Genomic DNA, 21,319 nt, shown 5'->3' on the forward strand with positions numbered 1-21,319 from the left:
TGGCGCTGTTTGTGTTGAACGGAATGCAGGGGCGGAAGCTCAGAGATAGGCCCTGAAGTGGGCCGCAGCGGCGTCGCACGCGGCGCTTACCGGCGCATCGTGGTCGTAGAAGTCAAACTGCGAGACGTTGTCCAGCCAGAGTTCCGCCTTGGCGGCGCTCACCCGCGCGTAGAACTGCCGCGCGGCCTGGGGCAAGGCAGCGGCCTCGGACTGCACCGTCAGGAAGGGCCGGTGCAGCCGCTCCGCGCCCGTGAGGCCGTCAAAGTCCAGCCAGTCGGGCCAGAAGCCCGGGTCCGCCTCGTTGCGCCAGGCCGGGATCAGGCCTCGGTGAGCTTCGGTGTAGTACTGCGCGCCGAACATCAACGCGCGCTCGTCGCTCAGGCTTGCGGCCGGGATGAAGGGCTGCTGCCCGCTGGCGGCAAGCACGGCGCGGGCGTGCTCGCCGACCTGCCGCAGGGCCGCCACGCCGGCCGTCCCGCCGTAGACGGCGTCGACGACAGCGCGGTCCTGGAACCATGGGGCCACCACGGCCACGGCGCGCAGCGCAGGGCTGTTGCAGGCCGCCTCCGTCACATAGCCGGCGCTGGCGCACAGGCCCAGCGCGCCGATGCGACCATCGGCCACCTCGGGCCGCTGGCTCAGGAAGGCAGCGGCAGCCTGGATATCGGTGATCTTGTCGGCCGGCGTCTCGCGCTGGCGCAGCGCGCCGCCGCTTTCTCCGAAGCCGCGGAAGTCGAAGACCAGCGCCGCAAAGCCGCGCTCGGCCATCTCGTGCGCGTAGCGCAGCGGCATCTGCTCCTTGACGGTGAACCACGCGCCGGTGACGAGCACGCCCGGAACGCGGCGGTCGGCGCTGAAGCCGGGCGGCAGCAGCAAGCGGCCCACCAGGGTGTCGCCCTGGCTCTGGAATGTGATGCGGGTGTCCATCATCTCCCTCGTCGATGCAGGCTCAGACGCGGGCGGCGACGCGCGCCTGGGCGCGTTCACACAGGCCGCGGTCGCCCTGCTCCTGCAGGCACTGGAAGGTCATGCCGGTCACGCGCCAGCCGTCGGTGCCGCGGCGCAGCGGCCACTCGTAGCGCCCGACCAGGCGCCACAGCTGGCCCTCCAGCCAGTGGCTGGCGACGACGTCGGCCGTGGCCTGCGCGCTGTCGCCGTTCAGGCTGACCTGCACCGGACCGAGTTCATGCAGCGTGGCGTCAAAGCCCGGCACCAGGCCGCGCCAGGCGGCCAACAGGTCGGCAGCGGCCATGTCCTGCGCCTGACCGCCCCACAGCGAGCTGTAGTCGATGCGCACACGGGGTGCGAACGCAGCTTCGGCCAGCTCGTAACGCCCCAGGTCCACAGACAGCGGGATGGATCGCACCAGGCTGACGACACGGGCGACGGTCGGCGCCGTCGCGCTGGCGGGGGTGGGGTCGAACATCCGGGCTCCTCGGGAAGGGTTGGGATCGGGGTTCAGGGCAGCAGCCGCAGGCGCATCTGCTCGAAATCCATCACATAGCCGCGGCCCTGCCGCAGCACGTCTTGGCCGACCACGCCCTCGCGGTCGACGGCGGTCCTGGACAGTAGCGGCACGTCGGCGAGCTGCACACGGCGCGTGCCGACCTGCAGTGCGAGCGTGGGCAGCTTCAGCGCCTGGCTGTCTGTCCGGCTGCCGCCCGCGCCGCCCACGGTGAGGGCCTGGGACACCGCCTGCTGCAGCAACGCAGGGGTCTGCTCCGCGACGTTGCGGAACAGCTGGCTGTGGCGCGCACCGGTGTCGACGAACAGGCGCAAGCCTTGCGCGTCGGGAGCCAGGCCGGCGAGCAGCATCGGCTCCAGGCCCAGCATGATCAACGGCGCCCCGCCCGCGCCGGACGGCGCCGCCGTGCCGAGGCTGAGCTGCTCGGCTTCGTCCGGCCCTTTCTCCACGGCCAAGCGGCCGAGTTGCAGGAACACCGGCAGCCCCAGGATGGCATCGATACGGTAGCTGCCTCCGTTGAAGCTCAGCGCCTCGTCGGGCAGCACGATGAAGACGACGTCATGCAGCACCGCCTCGCCCAGCCGCAGCTCCCGCGCGACGGCGAAGCGCGTCGTGACGGCGTCCCGGCTGGCGCTGGACACGCTCGCCTCGCGCTTCAGCAGCGTCAGGCCGAGGCGCTGTGCGGTGGAGGTCGTGATGGTGGAGAACGCCGCGCCGGTGTCGACGACGGCGTCCTGCGCCTGCCCGTCGATCTGCGCCGTGACGCGTGCGAGGCTGGCGGCATCGCGCCTGACGGGCAGCCGGCCCGTGGCGCCGGCGGCGGCGCGCATGGGCGGCACGTCAGCCAGCGCGTCGGCAAAGACCAAGGTCTGGCGGCCCTCGGCGTCCAGTGGCTCCAGCGCGTCGGACGCCGCCAGGGCCTCCCGCGCCGCGCTGAAACGGCTGTTGCGCAGCTGCAGTGCGGCCAGCGTCTGCAGTGCCAGCACGCGTTGCGGCGGCTGCTGCTTCGGGCCGGCGAGCCGCTCCAGGGCCGGCAGCGCTGCGGCATCCTGGCGGCGCAGCGCGAGGGCCAGCGCCCTTGCGAGACCGGCTTCAGCATCAGTGCCGCGGGCCAGCGCTTCGAGGCGATCGATGTCACCGGCGCGCAGTGCCTCCCCCACCGTACCGGCCGGCGCCGCCAGCGGCACGGCCAGCATCAGCCATGCGGCCACACCCGTCACGACGCGCCGCCGCAGGATCAGCGTCAGGCGGCTCATGCGCGGGCTCCCGGGGCGGCGTTGCGATCAATGTCGGCATCCTCGTCGGCACCGGCGCCCGGCACATGGGTGAGCGTTCGCAGTCCGGGCGGCGCGCTGACCAGCAGGCCGAAGCGCTGCAGCGGATCACCACCGCCCTGCAGCGCGGCTGCCAGGCGCATTTCAGCGGACAGCCCGGCGTGATGCAGGCAGGCGAGGTAGCTCGAATCGCTCCAGAAGCCGTGACGCAGCGTCTGGCCGTCGGGAGCCACCAGCGCGACGAGCACCTCGCGCGCATCGGCGATCAGCGTGATCTGGTGGCCGGGCCAGCGCTGCGAGACGAAGTCCGTGCCGGGCGACATCACATTCGAGAAAGCGGCGTCTTCCAGCGGCGCGTAAGTGGTGCCGCCGACCAGCACACCGCGAGCGTGCGCCGCGTCCAGCTCGGCGCGCAGCTGGAGCAACGGCGTGGGGAAGAGATCGAACAGCAGCGTCTCGCGCGCGCCGGCGATGAGGCTGCGGGCGCGCTCCAGCGCCTGAGGCAGGTTCTTCAGCTGGTAAAGCCGATCTTCCTGCGGCGGGGCGTAGAGCGCGGCGAGCTGGGTCTCCGCGGCATCGGCCTGTGTGCTGAAACCCTGTCGCAGCACGGCGAACAGTTCCGCCGGCGGCACGGGGCGGAAACTGCGCGGTTCGGACTCGTCGCCGATGACGGCGCCCTTCTGCACCAGGCTGGCCAAAGCCTGGTAAGTGTTGGCTGCGGCCTTGCCGACCGTGCGCGCGAGCTTGTAGCCCGTGGCCGGCGCCTGGCGCAGCAGCGCGCAGTACAGGCGCGACTCCAGCTCCGTGAAGCCGAAGGGAAGCAGCAGCGCGTCTGAGTCAGGACTTTGGTTCATTATTAGTAGCTTAAACAACTAATATTCTTCGCGCAAGCTTGGAACCGGCCCAAAACTCTCCACGCCCCTTTCGTGGCCGACCGCCTCCCTGCAGCCCCTGTGTCGGCGCTGCCTGCCGTCACGTCGGGGCCTGTCGCAGCAGCGTCTACGCCACACCAGGGCGTGGGCAGCGAACAGGGCGCGCCGCTGACCGGCGGCGGTATCGGCCCCGGCGGCGGCGCCGCTACGCAGCAGGCAAGTACGCATGCGTCGGCCGCCGCCCGCTGAAGCAATGTCCAATAGGGTCGGCCAGCAGATCAACAACGCCATGCCCGACAAGGCCGCGACGAAGGCACACGCTAAAGTCCGGCCCCACCATGGAATATCCCGGCAATCTTTTCGTCGTCGCAGCGCCCAGTGGCGCGGGCAAGTCCAGCCTCGTGAAGGCGCTGTTGGAGCTGGACGCACGGCTGGCCGTGTCCGTGTCGCACACGTCACGCGCGCCGCGCGGACAGGAGCAGCATGGCCGGGAGTACTGGTTCGTCGGCGAGACCGAGTTCCGTGCGATGGCCGGCCGCGGCGAGTTCTTCGAGTGGGCCGAGGTGCACGGCAACCTTTACGGCACGTCGCGTGCCGGTATCGAGGCGCGGCTGCAGCATGGCGAGGACGTCGTGCTGGAGATCGACTACCAGGGCGCGCTGCAGATCAAGCAGTTGTTCCCGTATGCAGTGCTGATCTTCATCCTGCCGCCGAGTTGGGACGAACTGCGCCTGCGCCTGAGCCGGCGCGGCGACACCGAGCCCGAGGTCATCGCCAAGCGCATGGTCAACGCCCGCCACGAGGTGGCGCAGGCCCAGCACTTCGACTACATCGTCGTGAACGCGGTGTTCGACACCGCCGTTTTCGACCTCAAGACCATCGTCCACGCCCAGCGGCTAAAATACGCGGCTCAGCGCCGAAACCGCTCGGCCGTCTTTCTTGCGCTGGATCTCCCCTGATCGCGCAACCCACGAGGAACACCATGGCCCGCATCACCGTCGAAGACTGCCTGACCAAGATCCCCAACCGCTTCCAGCTGGTGCTCGCCGCCACCTATCGCGCCCGCATGCTGAGCCAGGGCCACAGCCCCCGCATCGAGAGCAAGAACAAGCCCAGCGTCACGGCGCTGCGCGAGATCGCTGCCGGCGAGGTGGGCCTGGAGATGCTGCGCAAGGTGCCGGTCTAAGCCGCTATCCGCCGCAGACAAGTCGGGCGCCTTCGGGCGCCCGTTTGCATTGCGGGCCGACCGCCGGGCTGCTCCAAGCCGCCCCGCATTGGGCAATGCTTGCGCCTCGATGCCGCGAGCATTGCCGCCCGCGGAGACCGTCCAAGGTCCACCTTGGACGAAGGGCTCCATGCCATCGGATAAATTCGGGCTCTCTATGGCCCAACGTTCCCTCACCGCCTGGTTCACCCTGCCGGGGCTGCGCCAGCCGGCGCCGCCGACCGCCGCGGAGGCGGCATCCTTCGACGCCCTCCTCCCCAAGCTCGGCTACCTGAACAAGGCCGAGGTCAAGCGCGTCCGCGAGGCATACAAGTTCGCCGACGAGGCCCACCTGGGCCAGAAGCGCGCGACCGGCGAGCCCTACATCACGCACCCCATCGCCGTCGCAGGCATCTGCGCCGAGTGGCGGCTGGACGCGCAGGCCCTGATGGCGGCGCTGATGCACGACGTCGTCGAAGACTGCGGCGTCTCCAAGGCCGAGCTGATTGAGAAGTTCGACGCGACGACGGCCGACCTCGTCGACGGCCTGACGAAACTGGACAAGCTGCAGTTTTCCACGAAGGAGGAGTCGCAGGCCGAATCCTTCCGCAAGATGCTGCTGGCAATGGCGCGGGACCTGCGCGTCATCCTCGTGAAGCTGGCCGACCGGCTGCACAACATGCGCACGATGGGCGCGATGGCGCCGCACAAGGCCCGCCGCATCGCGCGCGAGACCTTCGACATCTACGCTCCCATCGCCCACCGGCTGGGCCTGAACCAGACCTTCCGCGAGCTGGAGGACCTGTCCTTCCAGTATTTCCACCCTTGGCGCTACGCGGCGCTCAGCAAGGCCGTGTCCAAGGCGCGGGGCAACCGACGCGACCTGGTGTCGCGCATCGAGGCCGAAATCCGCGCGGCCTTCGCCAAGGCGAGCCTGCGCGTGGAGGTGCAGGGTCGCGAGAAGACGGTGTACTCCATCTACAAGAAGATGCGCGAGAAGGGCCTGATGAGCTTCGCGCAGGTCAGCGACATCTTTGGCTTCCGCATCCTCACCGAGGAGCCCCTGCAGTGCTACACGGCGCTAGGCGTGCTGCACCAGCTCTACAGGCCGCAGGCCGGCCGCTTCAAGGACTACATCGCCACGCCCAAGGACAACGGCTACCAGTCGCTGCACACGACACTGATGGGGCCGCTGGCCACGCCGCTGGAGTTCCAGCTGCGCACCGAGGGCATGCACCAGATCGCCGAGCAGGGCGTGGCGGCGCACTGGATCTACAAGAGTCGCGGCAGCAAGCAGGCGTCCGCGCTGATCGCCCAGCAGGCCAACGCGCGCTGGCTGCAGAGCCTCATCGACATCCAGGACGAGACGCGCGATGCCAACGAGTTCCTGGAGCACGTCAAGATCGACCTCTTCCCCGACGCGATCTACGTCTTCACGCCCAAGTCCAAGATCATGGCGCTGCCCAAGGGGGCGACGCCGGTGGACTTCGCCTACGCGATCCACTCCGACGTCGGCGATCACTGCGTGGCCGCGCAGGTCAACGGTGAGGCCGTGCCGTTACGCGCCGAATTGAAGAGCGGCGACATCGTCGAGATCATCACCGCGCCCGGTGCCAGCCCCAACCCGGCGTGGCTCAGCTTCGTGCGCACCGGCCGCGCCCGCTCCAAGATCCGCCATTACCTGAAGGATCTGGAGCAGGAGGAGTCCCGCGAGCTGGGCGAGAAGATGCTGGCCCAGGCAATGCGCGTGGAGGGCCTGGGCCTGCCCAGCCTGGAGATCGACGACGCGGCCGCGCCGCTGTGGCACAGCCTCGCGACCTGGGCAGGCAGCAACACGACGGAGCAGCTGCTGGTGGACATCGGCGCGGGCCGCAAGATCGCCACCATCATCGCCAAGAAGCTCGCCCGGCTGCTGGCCGAGCAGGGCCAGAAACCCGACGCGCTCGCCCTCACGCTCGGCCGTTTTGCCGAGGCGCCAGCCAGTCAGAACGGCGTCACCATCACCATTGACGGCAGCGAAGGCGCCTCGGTGCAGCTCGCCCACTGCTGCCGCCCCATCCCGGGCGACGAGGTGCGTGGCTACCTGGGCCGCGGCGAGGGTCTCGTCGTGCACACCTGCGACTGCGCCGTGGGCAAGCGGCTGTTCCAGCGGGACAGCGAGCACTGGATCCGCGTCGAATGGGCTGAGGAGCTGACGCGCAGCTTCGAGGCCGGCATCACACTGCTGCTGAAAAACGGCAAGGGCGTGCTGGCGCAGATCGCCCAGGCCGTCGCGCAGGCCGAGGCCGACATCACGCACATCGCCATGGGTGAGGAGGCCGCGCTGCGCGAGACGGCCGAGATGAACCTGTTGATCGCCGTGCGGGACCGGCTGCACCTGGCCGACGTGCTGCGCGTGCTGCGGCGCAGCCCCGCCGTGCAGCGGGTGTCGCGCGTCAAACCCTGACCGCTTTCCGCCCGGCCGGGAGGCCTGGCGTCAGGGGCGCAGAGGCCGTCTGCCAGCGCTGTCATCACTCACGGCCGTGACTGTTTAGACGGCGGCGTCCGGGTTAACGATTGTTTCTGCCCCCGATATTCCAGGGCGATATAGCAATTTTGAGAAATCGTATTTCTCGCTCCGTAACTCGATGTTTATGGTGCGCCCCGCCTGCAAGTTGGGGATCGCCAAAACGCTCCGTTCGCAGGCTCGCTGACAACACAACAGCGCGGGCCGGGCCAACGCCGGCCACCGCGACATGGAGACTGCATGACACCGATTTCCTTCCGCGCCCCTCGCCGGCATTGCCTCGGCACCGCCATGTCGATGGCCCTGGCCCTGTGGGCCAGCGAGGCCGCCCTGGCCCAGCAGCCCGCAGCCGCCGTACCTCAGGCCACCGACGCCGGCCCCGCCGACGCCAAGCCGGCGGAGCCCAAGCCCGCCGACGCCAAGCAGACGGCGGCCAAGCCCAAGCCGCCCACGCAGGAACTCGAAACGGTGCTCGTCATCGGCACCCGCCAGTCGCAGCAATCCGCGATCAGCCGCAAGAAGAACGCCGCGACTGCGCAGGACTCCATCGTGGCCGAGGATGTCGGCGCCTTCCCGGACCGCAACATCGGCGAAGCGATCTCCCGCATCGCGGGAGTCGCGCTGGACCGCGGCGACTTCGGCGAGGGTGTGAACGTGTCGATCCGCGGTAACGGGCCGGAACTGACGCGCGTCGAGATGGATGGCATGGCCGTGCGCTCCGGCGCCGGCACCGACCTGCTGGGCGGCGGCGACGGCCGCGGCACGGAGTTCCGCGAGCTATCGTCCGACCTCATCAAGAGCGTCGACATCGTCAAGGGCACCACGGCGGCGATGACGGAAGGCTCGCTGGGCGGCGGCATCATCATCACGACGCGCACCGGTCTGGACTTCGACAAGCTCTACTACTCCGCCAAGGTCGAGGCCTCACGCAGCGACCTGAACAAGAAGACCACGCCCAACTTCAATCTGGTGCTGGCCGACAGGTTCCTGGACAAGCGGCTGGGCGTCATCGCCAACCTGAGCCGCTCCTACTACAAGAACGAGCAGCACGGCATCGCGCAAGGCGGCAGCAACAGCTGGGAAGGGCTGTCGCGGCAGGCGGACTTCGACAACTCGCCCGAGAAGACCTTCACGTTCAACCCGTCGACGGCCTACGGCGACACGATCAACACGCCGCTTCATTCGGCACCACTGACGGCGGGCGGCACCTTCAACGCGGCGACACCCGTCGAACTGCTGACCAAGTCGGCGTCCGCCCAGACCAAAGCCGACTGCTTCACGCTGTTCCCCAACCTAACGACAGCCCAGACGAACGCAATCAGCGGCACGACCAACCGCACCAACGCCTACACCGCGCGCCAGAACGAGCAGCTGACTTGCCTGGCGCAGTGGAACGACTACACGCCCTCCAAGACCGTGGGTTTCCGCTACACCGTCAAGAGCCAGGACGACAAGCGCAACGGCGGCGACATCCGGCTGGACTTCAAGGTCAACGACAAGCTGACCGTCTTCGGCAAGTTCGCCCGCAGCGAACGCCATGTGGACGACACCGTCGGCTTCCTCGGCGTGGGCAGCACGCCGACCTTCAATGCCGCCAACAGCTTCACCGACAACACCACCGCGAACACGCGTGCGCTCGCCACGGGCGTCAGCGGCTCGCTGCTGCCCAGCTACTCCTGGCGCGCCAGCAATGCCCCGCTGGTGCTGGGCACCACCACGAGCATCCTGCCGGGCTACACCGTCGACGCCAGTCACCACGTGACGAGCTACTCGACGGACGGCGGCGTGCTGACGACCGACACGATCTTCAGCTCCATCGACACGAGCAACAAGACGCTCACCACCGGCGGTGAGTACCGCGACGGCCGCTTCAGCGCCAACTTCATGGCCGGCTCGACCAAGTCCACGGCCCTGCGCTACGACCGCCGTGCGTCGTACAGCTACACGTACGGCCGCGCCACGTACGCACTGCAGGACAACGGCCTGTGGGCGTTCACGCTGCCGGACGGCAGCAACAACATCAATCAGCTCAACTACGCCGCGTATTCGGCGCTGAATCCGGCCACGCCGCAGACGGCCGTGGCCGCGTCGGCGACGCAACTGGTCGGCACGCCGGCCTACACGGCCGCCCAGCGCGGGCAGTACACCAACAACCTGCTGCTGCAGGTCATCAGGTCGTTCGACAGCGAAAGCACCGAGCGCACCGGCAAGGTCGACCTCGCCTACAACCTCGTGGACAAGGTGCCCTTCCTGACCTCGCTGAAGGGTGGCCTCAACTTCCGCAATACCGGCGGCACGACCTGGAATGGCGGCGGCGGCACGCTGCAAGACCCGGTGGGCACCTTCGGCACCGCGGGCTTCAAGTACGGCGTGTACATGCCGCAGGTCAACACGCGCTGGAACGTCATCGGCTGCGAGAACACTGCGGGCTCGGTCGCCGCCGGCGGCCAGCCGTGTGCCTCCGGCTACGTGCCCAACAGCAATGTGCTCAACGCCGGCATCGGCGCCACGCCTGCGGGCACCACGACGATGACGCAGGCGCAATACCAGCAGCTGATCCAGTCGACGCTGACGTTGAACCCGGCCGCCCAGTTCTACGGCGGCTCCAAGGACCGCCCGGCCACGCTGCTCGACGGCTGGAACCAGATCGACATCGACAAGCTGTTCGCGATGGCCAACATCCCCGTGCGGCTGGATTGCTTCCGTCGCTGCACCGCCAGCGACGGCAAGGCTTACGACATGCCCTTCTCCAGCTTCAGCGAGAAGTCCACGGCGGCCTACCTGATGCAGGACTTCGAGGTGCCGGTGTGGGGTCAGATGGAGCTCACCGGCAACGTCGGCGTGCGCGTCGTCAAGACCGATGTGTCTGCGACGGGCTTCATGGCGTTCAGGTCGGTCCGCAAGAACCCCGACTGGAACCCGACGACCAATACCAGCGCCGTGACCAGCTACGTGGTCAGCCAGAACACGTCAATCAAGGACAGCTCGACCGATGTGATGCCGTCGCTGAACCTCGCGCTCTGGCCCATCGACGACAAGCTGGCGCTGCGCTACGGCATCAGCCGCACCGTCGCCCGGCCGCCGGTCTCCAAGCTGCTGCCGAGCGGCACGTGCACGATCAGTCAGGTCATCGAGGAGACCGAGCCCGATGACCAGGGCAACTCGCCGAACCAGACCTGCTCGGGCACCATGGGTAACCCGGCCCTGAAGCCGCAGACGAACACCAACCAGAACCTGTCGCTGGAGTGGTACGCCAACCGGGACACCAGCATGTCGGTCAACGTCTTCCGGCAGCGTGGGCTGATCGGCGCACCAACAATCGGCACGCTGCGCAACAACGACAACGTGTTCAGCAACAGCAGCGCCATCGACCCCCAGACCGGCACGCCGCTGAAGGACTACCAGTTCTCGTACGCGCAATGGGACAACGCGCCGCCGATCACGCGCCGCGGCATCGAGTTCGGCGTGAAGACGGCCTTCACCTTCCTGCCCTCCGTGCTGCGCTACACCGGCGTCGACGCCAACTACAGCCGTCTGCGTTCCAGCCAGGGCATGCCGGCGCGTGACCTGATCAGCGGCGACGTGCTGCCGGTCGTCAACGAGCCGAAGTACTCGTGGAATGCGTCGCTCTGGTATGACGACGGCGCCTTCCAGGCCCGCGTCGCGATGCAGGTGGTCGCGCCGCGCTACTTCGTGTTCTCGCCCAACACGGGCACGAACCTGGGCGTCAACAACTACCCGTCCGTAGGCACCTCCAGCTGGCGCGCCCCCTACAACCCCGGCGCACCGCAATTCGGCAACATGACCCGCTATGTCGACGCCAAGGTGTCTTACCGCTTCAAGAACGGCCTGGAGATCTTTGCCGACGTGCGCAACCTCACCGGGGAGCGCACGCAGAACACGACAGGCGGCTACCAAGACTATGCCGACGGCATCCCGAGCATCTACTCCGACGGCTACGCCGGCCGGCGCTACACCGTGGGGATGACCTTGCGCAGCCCGCGCTAATCCAGCGCTGCCAGGAGAGAAACCATGACCCGCTGCGTCCGTCCCTTCTTCAAAAAACTCCGGGCGGCGCAAGCCGGTCTGGCCTGTCTCTTGGCCGTCTCGGCGGCCCATGCGCAGCAGGCTGCAAGCGCACCGGCCGGCACGCCCAACACGCTGGACGCCGTCAAGGTGACGGGCCAGCGCAGCAACGGCAGCGTCGACCCGTCGATCGTCACCGCGGCTAAGAACAAGGTGCTGTCGCGCAGGTTCGCTTCGTCGTGCGCCTTCATGAGCGGCTATTCGGCCGCCGAGGATGAGGTGACGCTGGCCTACCTGCGCGACTTCAACATGTTGGACAACCCGTCCAGCGAGGCCGAGCGCTTCAGCGACCTCAGCCCCGACGGCAACGCGAAGGCGCAGGGCGCCACGAGCCCGTCCGATGCCGGCATCGACACTGCGTCGGGCCTGTCGACGCAGACACCCGGCGTCGCCTGCGCAGGCAGCGACAGGCGCTTCGCCGCCGGTCGCAACTGGATCGCCCGCAAAGACAAGTCGCTGCAGCAGGCTTTCGACGCCTATGAGGCCGGCCAGTACGCCGAGGCCCGCGCGAAGTTCGAGGAGGGTTGGAAGAAGCTGGGCTACGAGGAGGCGGCGCTGATGCTGGCGCGCCTGCACCTGCTGGGGCTTGGCACGGCGGCCAGCGCGCCCAAGGCCGTCGAGTGGCTCCGCGAGGTCGTCGACGCGCGCTACGACCCGGTGGCGGACCGCCTGACGTTCGATCCGCAGAAGCCCGACAACATCAACACCCGTGTCGAGGCCGCGCTGCTGCTGGCCCGCATCTACCTGACGGGCCAGGGTACGCCGCGCGATCCGGCACAGGCCTACAAGTGGTGGCGCAAGGCGCTGGACTACGGCTTCGAGCCCGCAGGCACGCTGCTGGCCCAGGCCCACCTGAGCGGCATCGGCACGCCGGTCGACGTGAAGCCCGCCCTCGCCTACCTGCAGGCCGCGGGCGAGGCCGGCGATGCGACGGCACTCTTCATGCTGGGCCAGCTCTACCACCACCAGCTGCCGCGGCAACCCGCCGGTGTGCCGCTGGACCTGAACCGTGCCGGGGCTTACTACCTGGCCGCGGCCAAGGCGGGCCACCTGGACGCCACCTACCAGGCAGCGCGCATGATGGACCTGGGTGAAGGCGCCACAGCGCCAGCGCCCGAGCGCGCCGTGGTGCTCTACAAGGACGCGGCGCTGAAGGGCAACGCGGACGCTCAGAACGCGCTGGCGACCTACTTCTACCGCGGGGAAGTGGTGCCCCAGAACCTCGCCACCGCACGGCAGCTGTTCCAAGCCGCGGCGGGGCGCCGGCAGCCGGACGCGATGTTCAACCTGGCCGTCATGCTGGCCCAGGGCCAGGGCGGCGAGAGGGACCTGGCGGCGGCGTATGCCTGGTGCACGCTGAGCCAGCGCCTGGGCCACGCGCAGGCGGCCGCCGCGCTGCCGGCCCTCGCCGCCCGGCTCGGCCCGGAGGACAAGGCGCGCGCGGACGCGATGCTGAAGCCTGCGACCCCGAAGCCCTGATCAGGCCTCGGCCGACGGCGCCGGAACTCCTGCTCAATTCCCGGCAACAGGCGCCGGGTAGTGCACCTCGACGACCTCGATCTTCTCCACGCCCACCGGCGTCACGAGGTTGAGCTCGTCGCCTACGCGCGCCTTCAGCAGCGTGCGGGCGATGGGCGAGATCCAGCTGACCTCGCCGGCCAGGCTGTCGGCCTCGTCGATGCCCTTGATCATGATCGTCTTCTCGTCGCCCTTCGCGTTGGCGTAGGTGACGGTCGCGCCGAAGAACACCTGGTCAGAGCCGAAGTGGGCGCTAGGGTCCACGACCTCGGCGATGTCCAGCCGCTTGGTCAGGAAACGCAGCCGCCGGTCGATCTCGCGCAGGCGCTTCTTGCCGTAGAGGTAGTCACCGTTCTCGGAGCGGTCGCCGTTCTTGGCCGCCCACGACACCGTCTCGACCATCTTGGGACGCTCGACATCGATGAGCTGCATGAACTCCGCCCGTAGCCGCGCATAGCCGGCCGGTGTCATGTAGTTGCGCGTGCCGGCCGGCAAGGCGGGCAGCGACGGGCCGTCGCCGTCATCGTCGTCGGCCTGATCTGTTTCCTTCGTGAAAGCCTTGTTCATGCGAGCATTGTGCGATGCGTGACGCCTCCACCTTCAAGGGCAACAAGGCCCACCTGCCGAGTAAACCGTGCGCGGCGTGCGGGCGCCCGATGAGCTGGCGGCGTGCCTGGGCGAAGAACTGGGACGACGTGAAGTACTGCAGCGAGCGCTGCCGGCAGAACAAGGGCAAGCCCGGTGCCTGACACGCTGCGCCGTCTCGTGCTCGTGCTGGGCGACCAGCTCGATCTGGGCGCCGCCGCGTTCGACGGCTTCGACCCCGCGTGCGATGCCGTTTGGATGGCCGAGGTGGCCGAGGAGTCCACGCATGTCTGGAGCAGCCAGCCGCGCATCGCCATGTTCATCGCGGCCATGCGGCACTTCGCCGCCGCGCTGCGCGACGCCGGCCTGCCGTTGCACTACCGGCGGCTCGACGACACCGACGCCCAAGAGGACCTGGCCGCCCAGCTGCGGGCCGACATCGCCACGCTGCGGCCGCAGACACTGGTGCTGACGCGCCCCGGCGACTGGCGCGTGCTGCAGGCGCTGCAGGCCGTGGCCTCGGAGGCCGGCCTGCCGCTGGCGCTGCGCGAGGACCGCCACTTCTACACGACGCCGGCCGACTTCGCCGCCCATGCCGCGCGCCGCAAAGGCCTGCGCATGGAGTTCTTCTATCGTGAGCTTCGCCGGCGCTTCGACGTGCTGATGGACGGCGACGAGCCGCTGGGCGGGCAATGGAACTTCGACGCCGACAACCGCCAGGCCTTCGGACCCGCAGGGCCCGGTTTCGACCTGCCGCAGCCGCCGCGTTTCGAACCGGATGCGATCACGCGCGAGGTCATCGCACTGGTGCGCGAGCGCTTCGCCGGCCACCCGGGCCGACTCGACCATTTCGCGTGGCCGCTGACGCGCACGCAGGCGCTGCAGTCGCTTGACGCCTTCATCCGAGAACGGCTGCCGCTGTTCGGCCCCTATCAGGACGCCATCTGGCCCGGCGAGCCGTGGCTGTACCACGCGCAACTGTCGGCCGCGCTGAACCTGAAGCTGCTGACGCCGCGCGAGGTGGTGTCTGCCGCGCAAGCGGAGGTGCGCGCCGGGCGCGTGTCGCTGGCCAGCGGCGAGGGTTTCATCCGCCAGATCCTTGGCTGGCGAGAGTACGTGCGCGGCATCTACTGGACGCGCATGCCGGCCTATGCCGAGGCGAATGCGCTTGACGCTCGCCACGACCTGCCCGCCTGGTACTGGACCGGCGACACCGACATGGCCTGCCTGCGCGACGCGATCACCCAGACGCTGGACCACGGCTACGCCCACCACATCCAGCGACTGATGGTGACCGGCCTGTTCGCGCTGCTGTACGGCGTGGAGCCGGCCCAGGTCCATGCCTGGTACCTGAGCGTCTACGTGGACGCGGTGGAATGGGTGGAGCTGCCCAACACGCTGGGCATGAGCCAGTACGCCGACGGCGGCGTCATGGCCAGCAAACCCTACATCGCCAGCGGCAAGTACATCGACCGCCAGAGCCCGCTGTGCGGCGGCTGCCGCTACCGACCCGACGAGCGCACCGGGGAGCGTGCCTGCCCGTTCACGACGCTGTACTGGGACTTCCTGCTGCGCCACGAAGCGCGCTTTGCAGAGCACCCGCGACTGGCGCTGCAGGTGCGCGCGCTGGGCCGCGTCGGCGACGCAGAGCGGCACTGCATCCGCGAGCAGGCCCGCGCGCTGCGCAGCCAGGGCTGAGCGGGCTCAACCGGTCTCGCGGCCGGACTCGCGGGCCCCGGTCAGAAACTATGGCGGATGCCGGCAGCCAGCACCTGCGGCGATTCACCGGCGCTGACGCCCAGACCATTGATGGCGAAGTCGTACGCGGCGGACGACTGATTGGCGATACGGCTGGCATACACGTAAAGCCCCGTGCGGCGCGAGAAGCTGTAGTCGTAGCCAAGAGTCCACTGCCGTGCGCCGGTCCGGGGACCGGCCGCGACCGCGCCGACCCGAACGCCGGCGGGCCCGACGCCGTTGCCGGCGCGCGTGACCCCCAGCCTCAGGCTGCCTGCGCCGAACTGCCGGGTCACGCTTGCGTAGGCCGCATTGCGGCGCAGCTGGCCCGACGGCAACGCGTAGCGCAACTGCTCGATGGCGGTGGCCACACGCCAGTCGCCCCAGCGGCCGGCCCAGCCGACCTTGGTGCCGCTGTCGTTCAGACCCGGGCCCTGATAGGCACGATGGATTTCGTGCGCCAGCACGAAGCTCAGCGGTCCGTGGTCCCAGCTCAGCGCAGCGGACCACAGGTCTGGGCGACTGCCGCCCGGACCGCGGTCGCCGTCGTTGGCGGCATAGGCCAGGCGGGCGCTGAAGGACGAGCCCGCCGGGCTGGCGTACTGCACGACGTTCTGCTGGCGCCGGTCGAACGAGGCGCGGTCGATGACGTGGTTGGTGGTCGACGCCGAGCCGTTGCCCATCAAGGCCATGTAGCCAGCGGTGGTCGGGTAGAACGGATCGAAGCCGCTGGTGGCTTGCAGGTAGGGTGTCGTCCAGTGGCCGAGAAACAGCTGCCCCCACGGTGCCGACAGCCCGACGCGCGTGTCCCGGTTCGAGAACGATCCGCCGCCACCGGTGTCGATGGCCAGGGCCCCCTCGATCTGGAACAACGCGCGGTAGCCGTCGCCCAGGTCCTCGGCGCCCTGGAAGCCGAGCACCGAGCGGTTATTGCTTTCACGGTGCAGCGCGGCGCGGCTGAGCGAATGCGCCAGCTCCACGGCTTCCAGCGCCACGTTCAGACGCCCGTAGACGAGCGTGTCGGCCGCGCAGCCCATGGGCAGAAGGGCCGCCGTCGCAAAGGCGGCCCAGCGCTGTCGGACCTTCATGCGCCGTCACGGCCGCCAGGTGCCTCGGTGCTCGATCCACACAGCGCTTGCTCCAGCCACTCGGCGGGCAGCGCCCAGTCGTCGTCCGCGGCAATGGACTCGCGCAGAAAGGCCGCCTGGGCCGGCGTCCAGACCGGCGCGTCCGGTAGCGCGCAGCCCTGGGCCGCCGGGCGGTGGCGGGTGATGAAGGCGTCGATGGCCTCGGGCTCGGACGGCAGACCGAGTTGATCGAAGAGTTCGCGCAGGCGGTGCTGGCCAGGGTGCATGACGGGCTCCGATCAGCTGCGGCCGGACTCGAACAGGAACCACACGCGCTGCTCGGCCTCCTCCAGCCAGTTCTCGACGAGGCTGGCGGTGGCGACGTCGCCATGCTCATCGCACAGCCCGTGCACGGCGCGCAGCCAGTCGGCCAGGCGCCGGTTGTCGTCGCACAGTTCGGCCAGCATGCCGGCGGGCTGCACGAGCTCGGCATCGTTGTCGGCCAGGCGCTGCAGCCGCGCGATGTGGCCGATGGAGCGCAGCGTGCTGCCGCCCAGCTTGCGCACGCGCTCGGCCAGCGCATCGGTCATCGCGAACAGCTGCGTGGACTGCTCGTCCAGCAGCGCGTGATAGCTGGGGAACGACGGACCCCACATGTGCCAGTGGAAGTTCTTCGTCTTCATGTACAGCGCCCAGACGTCGGCCAGCAGCTGGTTCAGGGCGGCGGACAGGTCCTGGCGGGCCTGCTCGCCGAGGCCGGCGGGCGTGGCGAGCGGGGCACGGCGGTGGCGGCGGGCGGTGGCGATGTCTTTCATGTCGCGGCTCCTTCGAGGTCGTTGCGGGTCAGGGCGAGCAAATGGCGCACGGCTGGCGGCTCGGGCGAACGGTGCAGCCGGCGCAACCGGACCTGCAGCCCGGCGGCGGCCTGGCTGGCACGGTGATGCTGGCGCAGGTGCTCCTGCCACGACGGCAGCAGGAACCACTCCACCAGCTGTTGCGGGTCGGCGGTGTCTTCGGTCAGGCCCCAGTCGCTCGCGCCATCGCCACGGCGATGGCGGGCGAGCTGCTGCAGCAGGTCTAGCGCGGCAGCGCGGTCCGCGAGGTCGATGCGATAGCTCACGAGCACCAGCACCGGCCCACGGTCGGCCGTGACGGGCGCGGCCAGCGGCGGCTCGGGCCAGTGGTGGGCCGGGTCCAGCGGCGCCTCACCCGCAGGCAGCGGCCAGCGGCGGCCCAGCAGCGCGGCCACGGCCAGCAGGCCAGAAGCAATCATTAGCGCCGCTACCAGGCCCAGGCCCTGGGCCACCGTGCCCCACGCCAGGCTGCCGATGGCGAGTGCACCGTTGAGCAGCGTCAGGTAGACCGACAGCCCGCGGCCGCGCACCCAGTTGGGCAGCACCGCCTGCGTCGTGGCGCCCAGCGTCGTCAACGCGATGATCCAGGCCACGCCCAGCCCCAGCAGCGCCGCGAGCGCGACGGTCGGCGGCGGCCGGCTGGCAAGCAACGCGAGCACGACGGCGCACAACAGCGCCGAGGCGGTCATCAAGCCATCCGCTCCCAGGTAGGGCCGAAACCGTGGCAACAACAGCGCGCCGGCGATGGCACCCGCCCCCACCGCGCCGAGCATGACGCCATAGAACGCCGCGCCACCGTGAAGCAGGTGACGCCCCACCAGCGGCAGCAGCGCCCAGGCCGCACTCGACAGCGTGAAGAACACCCCCGCCCTCAGCAGCACGCGCTGCAGGTCGGCATTGGCCAGCGCATGCCGCAGGCCGGCACGCAGCGCGCCGCCGAACTGCTCGGCCAGCGGATCGGCCGCGGCGGGCGCCGGCCGCCACCACCACAGTGCGGCGATGACGACCGCATAGGCCAGCACGTTCACTCCATAGGTAATGGCCGCGCCGCAGGCCGCCAGCAGCAGCCCGCTGGCGGCCGGTCCCACAGCCCGTGACAGGTTGATGCCCAGCGAATTCAGCGCGACGGCTGAGCGCAACTGGTTGCGCGGCACCAGCGCCGGCACGATAGCCTGCCAGGTGGGTGCCATCAGTGCGGCGCCGATCCCACCGACAAAGGTCAGCGCCAGCAGCCCCGCGAGGTCCAGCGTTCCGCTGTGCGCCAGCAGCATCAGCAGCGCGCTGACGATGGCCAGCGTGACTTGCACGGCGATCAGCAGCCGGCGGCGGTCGAGGATGTCGGCCAGCACGCCGGCCGGCAGGCCGAACAGGAAGACCGGCAGCGCCGCGGCGGCCTGCACGGCGGCAACGGCTGTGGGGCTGGGGCTGAGCTCGGTGGCGAGCCAGGCGCTCGCCACGTCGCGCATGAAGCTGCCGACGTTGCCCAGCACCGTGGCGATCCACAGTACGGCGAACACGCGCTCGCGCAGCGGCGCAAAGGCGCCTTCGTCCGACGAGGTCATGCACTGCCCTTCCTGTCCAGCAGGTCATGCCAGGCCACGAGCACGAAGCCGCCGGCCAGGCCCAGGTGCTCGACGAAGGCATGCAGCGCATCGATGCGCGGTGCACCAGCCATCGCCCAGAACGGGTTGGCGACGATGCTTGCGGCGAGCGTGAACACTCCAAGCGCCAGCGCGCCGGCCCAGCGCCAGCGGCCACTGAGCACCAGCGCCGCGCCACCCAGTTCCAGCGCGATAACCGCCGCCGCCAGCGGCGCGGCGGGCTGCAGGCCGAAGTGCTGCATCTCGGCGACGGCGCCACCGAAGTCCAGCAGCTTGGCCAGGCCGCCCTGCAGGTAGGCGGCGCACAGCGCAAGCAGCGCCAGCGCGTGCAGCGCTCGGGCGGCGGGCGCGTTCATACGGCCCAGCAGGCGCAGCCGAGCGCCCCCCAGAAGCCGGCGTTGTCGTCCACCGGCACGCTGCCGGCCCAGGCCCGGGAGTGCGCATGGCCGTGCACGTTGCAGGCACTCGCACAGGCACAGGCGGCGGCGAGTGCCGCGGCACTCAGCGGCGCGGCGCCTTCACCGCCTTCGCGGTACGCACCCCAGGCGCCATACCCGCCCCAGCGGCGCACCGGCGACCAGTCCGGCATGGCCGGCGGCGGCGGCGCCTCGTCGAGCGGCGCGAACGGCCCGGCGCCCCAGACGATGCGACCGCCCACCAGCGTCAGCAACGCAGACGTGTCGGCGATCTCGGACTCCGGGCAGGCGAAGAAGTCGCGGTCCGGCACGACGAGGTCGGCGTACTGGCCCACCTCAATGCGGCCCTTCTTGCCCTCTTCATTGCTGAACCAGGTGACGTTCTCGGTCCACATGCGCAGCGCCGTCTCGCGGGAGAGGCAGTTGCGCTGCGGCGTGATCTGCAGGCCGCCTACCGTTTTGCCGGTGATCAGCCAGGCCAGCGACACCCAGGGGTTGTAGGAGGCCACACGGGTTGCGTCGGTGCCGGCCGAGGTGCGAATGCCCTTCTCCAGCATCTTCGCGACCGGTGGCGTCGCCTCGGCGGCGCGGGCGCCGTAGCGCTCGACGAAGTACTCGCCCTGGTAGGCCATGCGGTGCTGCACAGCCACGCCACCACCCAACGCGGCGATGCGGTCCATCGAGCGCTCGGAGATGGTCTCCGCATGGTCGAAGAACCAGTTCAGCCCGTCGATGGGCGTGTCGCGGTGCACCTTCTCAAACACGTCCAGCGCGCGGCTGATGGTCTCGTCGTAGGTGGCGTGCATGCGCCAGGGCCACTTGTTCTGCGCAAGGATGCGCACGACCTCTTCCAGCTCCGGCTCCATCGCGGCCGACATTTCGGGCCGCGGCTCGCGGAAGTCCTCGAAGTCAGCGGCCGAGAACACCAGCATCTCGCCGGCGCCGTTGTGGCGGAAGTACTCGTCGCCCTGCTTGTAGGTGACGCTGCTCGTCCACTTCAGGAAGTCGTCCTTCTCCTGCTTGGCCTTCTGAGTGAACAAGTTGTAGGCCAGGCGGACGGTCAGCTGCCCTTCGTCCGCCAGCTGCTGGACGATGGCGTAGTCATCGGGGTAGTTCTGGAAACCGCCGCCGGCGTCAATGGCGCCGGTGACGCCCAGCCGGTTCAGCTCGCGCATGAAGTGGCGCGTGCTGTTGAGCTGGTACTCGGGCGGCAGCTTGGGGCCGCGGGCCAGCGTCGCATACAGGATGGCCGCGTTGGGTTTGGCCAACAGTAGACCCGTCGGGTTGCCAGCCGTGTCGCGCACGATCTCGCTGCCGGGCGGCGCGGGCGTGTCTTTGGTGTAGCCCACGGCGCGCAGCGCGGCACCGTTGAGAAGCGCGCGGTCGTACAGGTGCAGGATGAAGACCGGCGTGTCGGGAGCGACGGCATTCAGTTCCGCCAGCGTGGGCAGGCGCTTCTCGGCGAACTGGTGCTCCGTGAAGCCACCCACGACGCGCACCCACTGCGGCGCGGGTGTCACGTCCACCTGGGCCTTCAGCATGGCCATCGCGTCGGCCAGGCTCCTCACGCCGTCCCAGCGCAGCTCCAGGTTGTAGTTCAGTCCACCGCGGATCAGGTGCAAGTGGTTGTCGATCAGGCCGGGCAGCGCACGGCGGCCCTTCAGGTCCACGCGGCGCGTGGCGGGGCCGGCCAGCGCCAGCACGTCTTCGTTCGTGCCGACGGCGGCGAAGCGGCCGGCAGAGATGGCCACGGCCGTGGCTTCGGGCTGGGCACGGTTCAGCGTCGTGAAGCGGCCGTTGAAGAGGATGAGATCGGGTTCAACCATGGCGGTGCTCCGGGTCGGGTCGAGTATTGGCTTCGGCGCAGCGCGGCAGCTCGCCGAACATGTGCGGCTTGACTTGGTGGTGCAGCCACGAGGTCTCGGTGGTGCTCGGCGCCAGCCAGCGCTTGACCAGCGGCGGGATCTGCTCGCCGGCCAGGATGCCCAGCAGCCCGACGAGCGCGATCACCGGCGGCGCCGGCGAGCGCACGTTGAACAGCGCATAGATGACGCCGACGAGCAGGCCGATCGCGGCGGAGAGGAGATAGGGCTTCATCGTCAGTGTCCTTGCGTTACTTCCTACGGTTGTGGCG

20 protein-coding genes are annotated in these 21,319 nt (G+C 69.4%); 8 read left to right on the forward strand and 12 right to left on the reverse strand.

What is annotated here, in order from left to right; translation table 11 throughout:
* Positions 1-39: 39 nt before the first annotated feature.
* The 4 genes from LXT13_RS07750 to LXT13_RS07765 are packed head-to-tail and all read right to left on the reverse strand — an operon-like array spanning position 40 to position 3,593.
* Complete coding sequence (locus tag LXT13_RS07750; RefSeq protein WP_233371266.1) at positions 40-927, reverse strand: alpha/beta hydrolase; 888 nt, start codon at positions 925-927, stop codon at positions 40-42.
* A gap of 22 nt (positions 928-949) precedes the next feature.
* Positions 950-1,426 carry a nuclear transport factor 2 family protein gene (locus LXT13_RS07755; RefSeq protein WP_233371267.1) on the reverse strand — a complete coding sequence of 159 codons (477 nt, stop codon included), beginning with the start codon at positions 1,424-1,426 and terminating at the stop codon, positions 950-952.
* A 32-nt stretch (positions 1,427-1,458) separates the two neighbouring features.
* Positions 1,459-2,721, reverse strand: coding sequence for a retropepsin-like aspartic protease family protein (locus LXT13_RS07760; protein ID WP_233371268.1), 1,263 nt, complete (start codon positions 2,719-2,721; stop codon positions 1,459-1,461).
* Positions 2,718-3,593 (reverse strand): TrmB family transcriptional regulator, encoded by an 876-nt coding sequence (locus tag LXT13_RS07765; RefSeq protein ID WP_233371269.1) that lies wholly within the window; start codon positions 3,591-3,593, stop codon positions 2,718-2,720. The genes LXT13_RS07760 and LXT13_RS07765 overlap by 4 nt, the downstream gene beginning before the upstream one ends.
* Positions 3,594-3,665: 72 nt before the next feature.
* On the opposite strand from LXT13_RS07765, the gene LXT13_RS07770 reads away from it, so the two are divergent.
* The 6 genes from LXT13_RS07770 to LXT13_RS07795 all read left to right on the forward strand — a co-directional run bounded on the left by LXT13_RS07770 (position 3,666) and on the right by LXT13_RS07795 (position 12,886).
* On the forward strand, positions 3,666-3,860 hold the full coding sequence (locus LXT13_RS07770) for a hypothetical protein (protein WP_233371270.1): 195 nt from the start codon (positions 3,666-3,668) through the stop codon (positions 3,858-3,860).
* 89 nt (positions 3,861-3,949) lie between these two features.
* The gene (gmk, locus tag LXT13_RS07775; protein ID WP_233371271.1) at positions 3,950-4,570 is read left to right on the forward strand and encodes a guanylate kinase; all 621 of its coding nucleotides are present in this window, start codon (positions 3,950-3,952) and stop codon (positions 4,568-4,570) included.
* A 23-nt stretch (positions 4,571-4,593) separates the two neighbouring features.
* On the forward strand, positions 4,594-4,797 hold the full coding sequence (rpoZ, locus tag LXT13_RS07780; RefSeq protein ID WP_233371272.1) for a DNA-directed RNA polymerase subunit omega: 204 nt from the start codon (positions 4,594-4,596) through the stop codon (positions 4,795-4,797).
* A gap of 196 nt (positions 4,798-4,993) precedes the next feature.
* Complete coding sequence (locus tag LXT13_RS07785; protein ID WP_233371273.1) at positions 4,994-7,261, forward strand: RelA/SpoT family protein; 2,268 nt, start codon at positions 4,994-4,996, stop codon at positions 7,259-7,261.
* Between the two features lie 300 nt (positions 7,262-7,561).
* Positions 7,562-11,329: a TonB-dependent receptor gene (locus LXT13_RS07790; protein WP_233371274.1), complete on the forward strand. Its 3,768-nt coding sequence runs from the start codon at positions 7,562-7,564 to the stop codon at positions 11,327-11,329.
* A 24-nt stretch (positions 11,330-11,353) separates the two neighbouring features.
* Positions 11,354-12,886: a tetratricopeptide repeat protein gene (locus tag LXT13_RS07795; protein ID WP_233371275.1), complete on the forward strand. Its 1,533-nt coding sequence runs from the start codon at positions 11,354-11,356 to the stop codon at positions 12,884-12,886.
* A 33-nt stretch (positions 12,887-12,919) separates the two neighbouring features.
* On the opposite strand, the gene greB is transcribed toward LXT13_RS07795, so the two are convergent.
* On the reverse strand, positions 12,920-13,492 hold the full coding sequence (greB, locus tag LXT13_RS07800; RefSeq protein WP_233371276.1) for a transcription elongation factor GreB: 573 nt from the start codon (positions 13,490-13,492) through the stop codon (positions 12,920-12,922).
* Between the two features lie 14 nt (positions 13,493-13,506).
* Here greB and LXT13_RS07805 point away from each other — a divergent pair, with 14 nt between their 5' ends.
* The gene (locus tag LXT13_RS07805) at positions 13,507-13,674 is read left to right on the forward strand and encodes a DUF2256 domain-containing protein (protein ID WP_233371277.1); all 168 of its coding nucleotides are present in this window, start codon (positions 13,507-13,509) and stop codon (positions 13,672-13,674) included.
* Positions 13,667-15,208: a cryptochrome/photolyase family protein gene (locus LXT13_RS07810; RefSeq protein ID WP_233371278.1), complete on the forward strand. Its 1,542-nt coding sequence runs from the start codon at positions 13,667-13,669 to the stop codon at positions 15,206-15,208. Before LXT13_RS07805 ends, LXT13_RS07810 begins: the two co-directional genes overlap by 8 nt.
* Before the next feature lie 41 nt (positions 15,209-15,249).
* On the opposite strand, the gene LXT13_RS07815 is transcribed toward LXT13_RS07810, so the two are convergent.
* From LXT13_RS07815 to LXT13_RS07845, 7 genes are read right to left on the reverse strand one after another with little or no spacing between them, the layout of a single operon-like run.
* On the reverse strand, positions 15,250-16,335 hold the full coding sequence (locus LXT13_RS07815) for a porin (RefSeq protein ID WP_233371279.1): 1,086 nt from the start codon (positions 16,333-16,335) through the stop codon (positions 15,250-15,252).
* A complete protein-coding gene (locus LXT13_RS07820) occupies positions 16,332-16,601 on the reverse strand; it encodes a DUF2789 family protein (RefSeq protein WP_233371280.1) in 270 nt (89 codons plus the stop codon). Before LXT13_RS07820 ends, LXT13_RS07815 begins: the two co-directional genes overlap by 4 nt.
* Positions 16,602-16,613: 12 nt before the next feature.
* Positions 16,614-17,129: a Dps family protein gene (locus tag LXT13_RS07825; protein ID WP_233371281.1), complete on the reverse strand. Its 516-nt coding sequence runs from the start codon at positions 17,127-17,129 to the stop codon at positions 16,614-16,616.
* Entirely contained in the window at positions 17,126-18,730 is a 1,605-nt protein-coding gene (locus LXT13_RS07830) for an MFS transporter (RefSeq protein ID WP_233371282.1), read from the reverse strand. Before LXT13_RS07830 ends, LXT13_RS07825 begins: the two co-directional genes overlap by 4 nt.
* On the reverse strand, positions 18,727-19,125 hold the full coding sequence (locus tag LXT13_RS07835; RefSeq protein ID WP_233371283.1) for a DoxX family protein: 399 nt from the start codon (positions 19,123-19,125) through the stop codon (positions 18,727-18,729). The genes LXT13_RS07830 and LXT13_RS07835 overlap by 4 nt, the downstream gene beginning before the upstream one ends.
* A complete protein-coding gene (locus LXT13_RS07840; protein WP_233371284.1) occupies positions 19,122-21,011 on the reverse strand; it encodes an amidohydrolase in 1,890 nt (629 codons plus the stop codon). Before LXT13_RS07840 ends, LXT13_RS07835 begins: the two co-directional genes overlap by 4 nt.
* Entirely contained in the window at positions 21,004-21,282 is a 279-nt protein-coding gene (locus LXT13_RS07845) for a XapX domain-containing protein (protein ID WP_233371285.1), read from the reverse strand. The genes LXT13_RS07840 and LXT13_RS07845 overlap by 8 nt, the downstream gene beginning before the upstream one ends.
* Positions 21,283-21,319: the final 37 nt, after the last annotated feature.

Source organism: Pelomonas cellulosilytica (assembly GCF_021353265.1).
In the GTDB taxonomy this organism is placed as follows: Bacteria; Pseudomonadota; Gammaproteobacteria; order Burkholderiales; family Burkholderiaceae_C; genus Pelomonas; species Pelomonas cellulosilytica.

Excerpts from the sequence above, each read along its gene's own strand:
- LXT13_RS07755 (WP_233371267.1), bottom strand. The coding sequence starts at position 1,426 with ATGTTCGACCCCACCCCCGCCAGCGCGACGGCGCCGACCGTCGCCCGT.
- LXT13_RS07805 (WP_233371277.1), top strand. The coding sequence starts at position 13,507 with ATGCGTGACGCCTCCACCTTCAAGGGCAACAAGGCCCACCTGCCGAGT.
- LXT13_RS07830 (WP_233371282.1), bottom strand. The coding sequence starts at position 18,730 with ATGACCTCGTCGGACGAAGGCGCCTTTGCGCCGCTGCGCGAGCGCGTG.
- LXT13_RS07785 (WP_233371273.1), top strand. The coding sequence starts at position 4,994 with ATGGCCCAACGTTCCCTCACCGCCTGGTTCACCCTGCCGGGGCTGCGC.
- LXT13_RS07815 (WP_233371279.1), bottom strand. The coding sequence starts at position 16,335 with ATGAAGGTCCGACAGCGCTGGGCCGCCTTTGCGACGGCGGCCCTTCTG.
- LXT13_RS07750 (WP_233371266.1), bottom strand. The coding sequence starts at position 927 with ATGGACACCCGCATCACATTCCAGAGCCAGGGCGACACCCTGGTGGGC.
- LXT13_RS07765 (WP_233371269.1), bottom strand. The coding sequence starts at position 3,593 with ATGAACCAAAGTCCTGACTCAGACGCGCTGCTGCTTCCCTTCGGCTTC.
- LXT13_RS07790 (WP_233371274.1), top strand. The coding sequence starts at position 7,562 with ATGACACCGATTTCCTTCCGCGCCCCTCGCCGGCATTGCCTCGGCACC.
- LXT13_RS07760 (WP_233371268.1), bottom strand. The coding sequence starts at position 2,721 with ATGAGCCGCCTGACGCTGATCCTGCGGCGGCGCGTCGTGACGGGTGTG.
- LXT13_RS07835 (WP_233371283.1), bottom strand. The coding sequence starts at position 19,125 with ATGAACGCGCCCGCCGCCCGAGCGCTGCACGCGCTGGCGCTGCTTGCG.
- LXT13_RS07845 (WP_233371285.1), bottom strand. The coding sequence starts at position 21,282 with ATGAAGCCCTATCTCCTCTCCGCCGCGATCGGCCTGCTCGTCGGCGTC.
- LXT13_RS07825 (WP_233371281.1), bottom strand. The coding sequence starts at position 17,129 with ATGAAAGACATCGCCACCGCCCGCCGCCACCGCCGTGCCCCGCTCGCC.
- gmk (WP_233371271.1), top strand. The coding sequence starts at position 3,950 with ATGGAATATCCCGGCAATCTTTTCGTCGTCGCAGCGCCCAGTGGCGCG.
- LXT13_RS07840 (WP_233371284.1), bottom strand. The coding sequence starts at position 21,011 with ATGGTTGAACCCGATCTCATCCTCTTCAACGGCCGCTTCACGACGCTG.
- LXT13_RS07820 (WP_233371280.1), bottom strand. The coding sequence starts at position 16,601 with ATGCACCCTGGCCAGCACCGCCTGCGCGAACTCTTCGATCAACTCGGT.
- greB (WP_233371276.1), bottom strand. The coding sequence starts at position 13,492 with ATGAACAAGGCTTTCACGAAGGAAACAGATCAGGCCGACGACGATGAC.
- LXT13_RS07795 (WP_233371275.1), top strand. The coding sequence starts at position 11,354 with ATGACCCGCTGCGTCCGTCCCTTCTTCAAAAAACTCCGGGCGGCGCAA.
- rpoZ (WP_233371272.1), top strand. The coding sequence starts at position 4,594 with ATGGCCCGCATCACCGTCGAAGACTGCCTGACCAAGATCCCCAACCGC.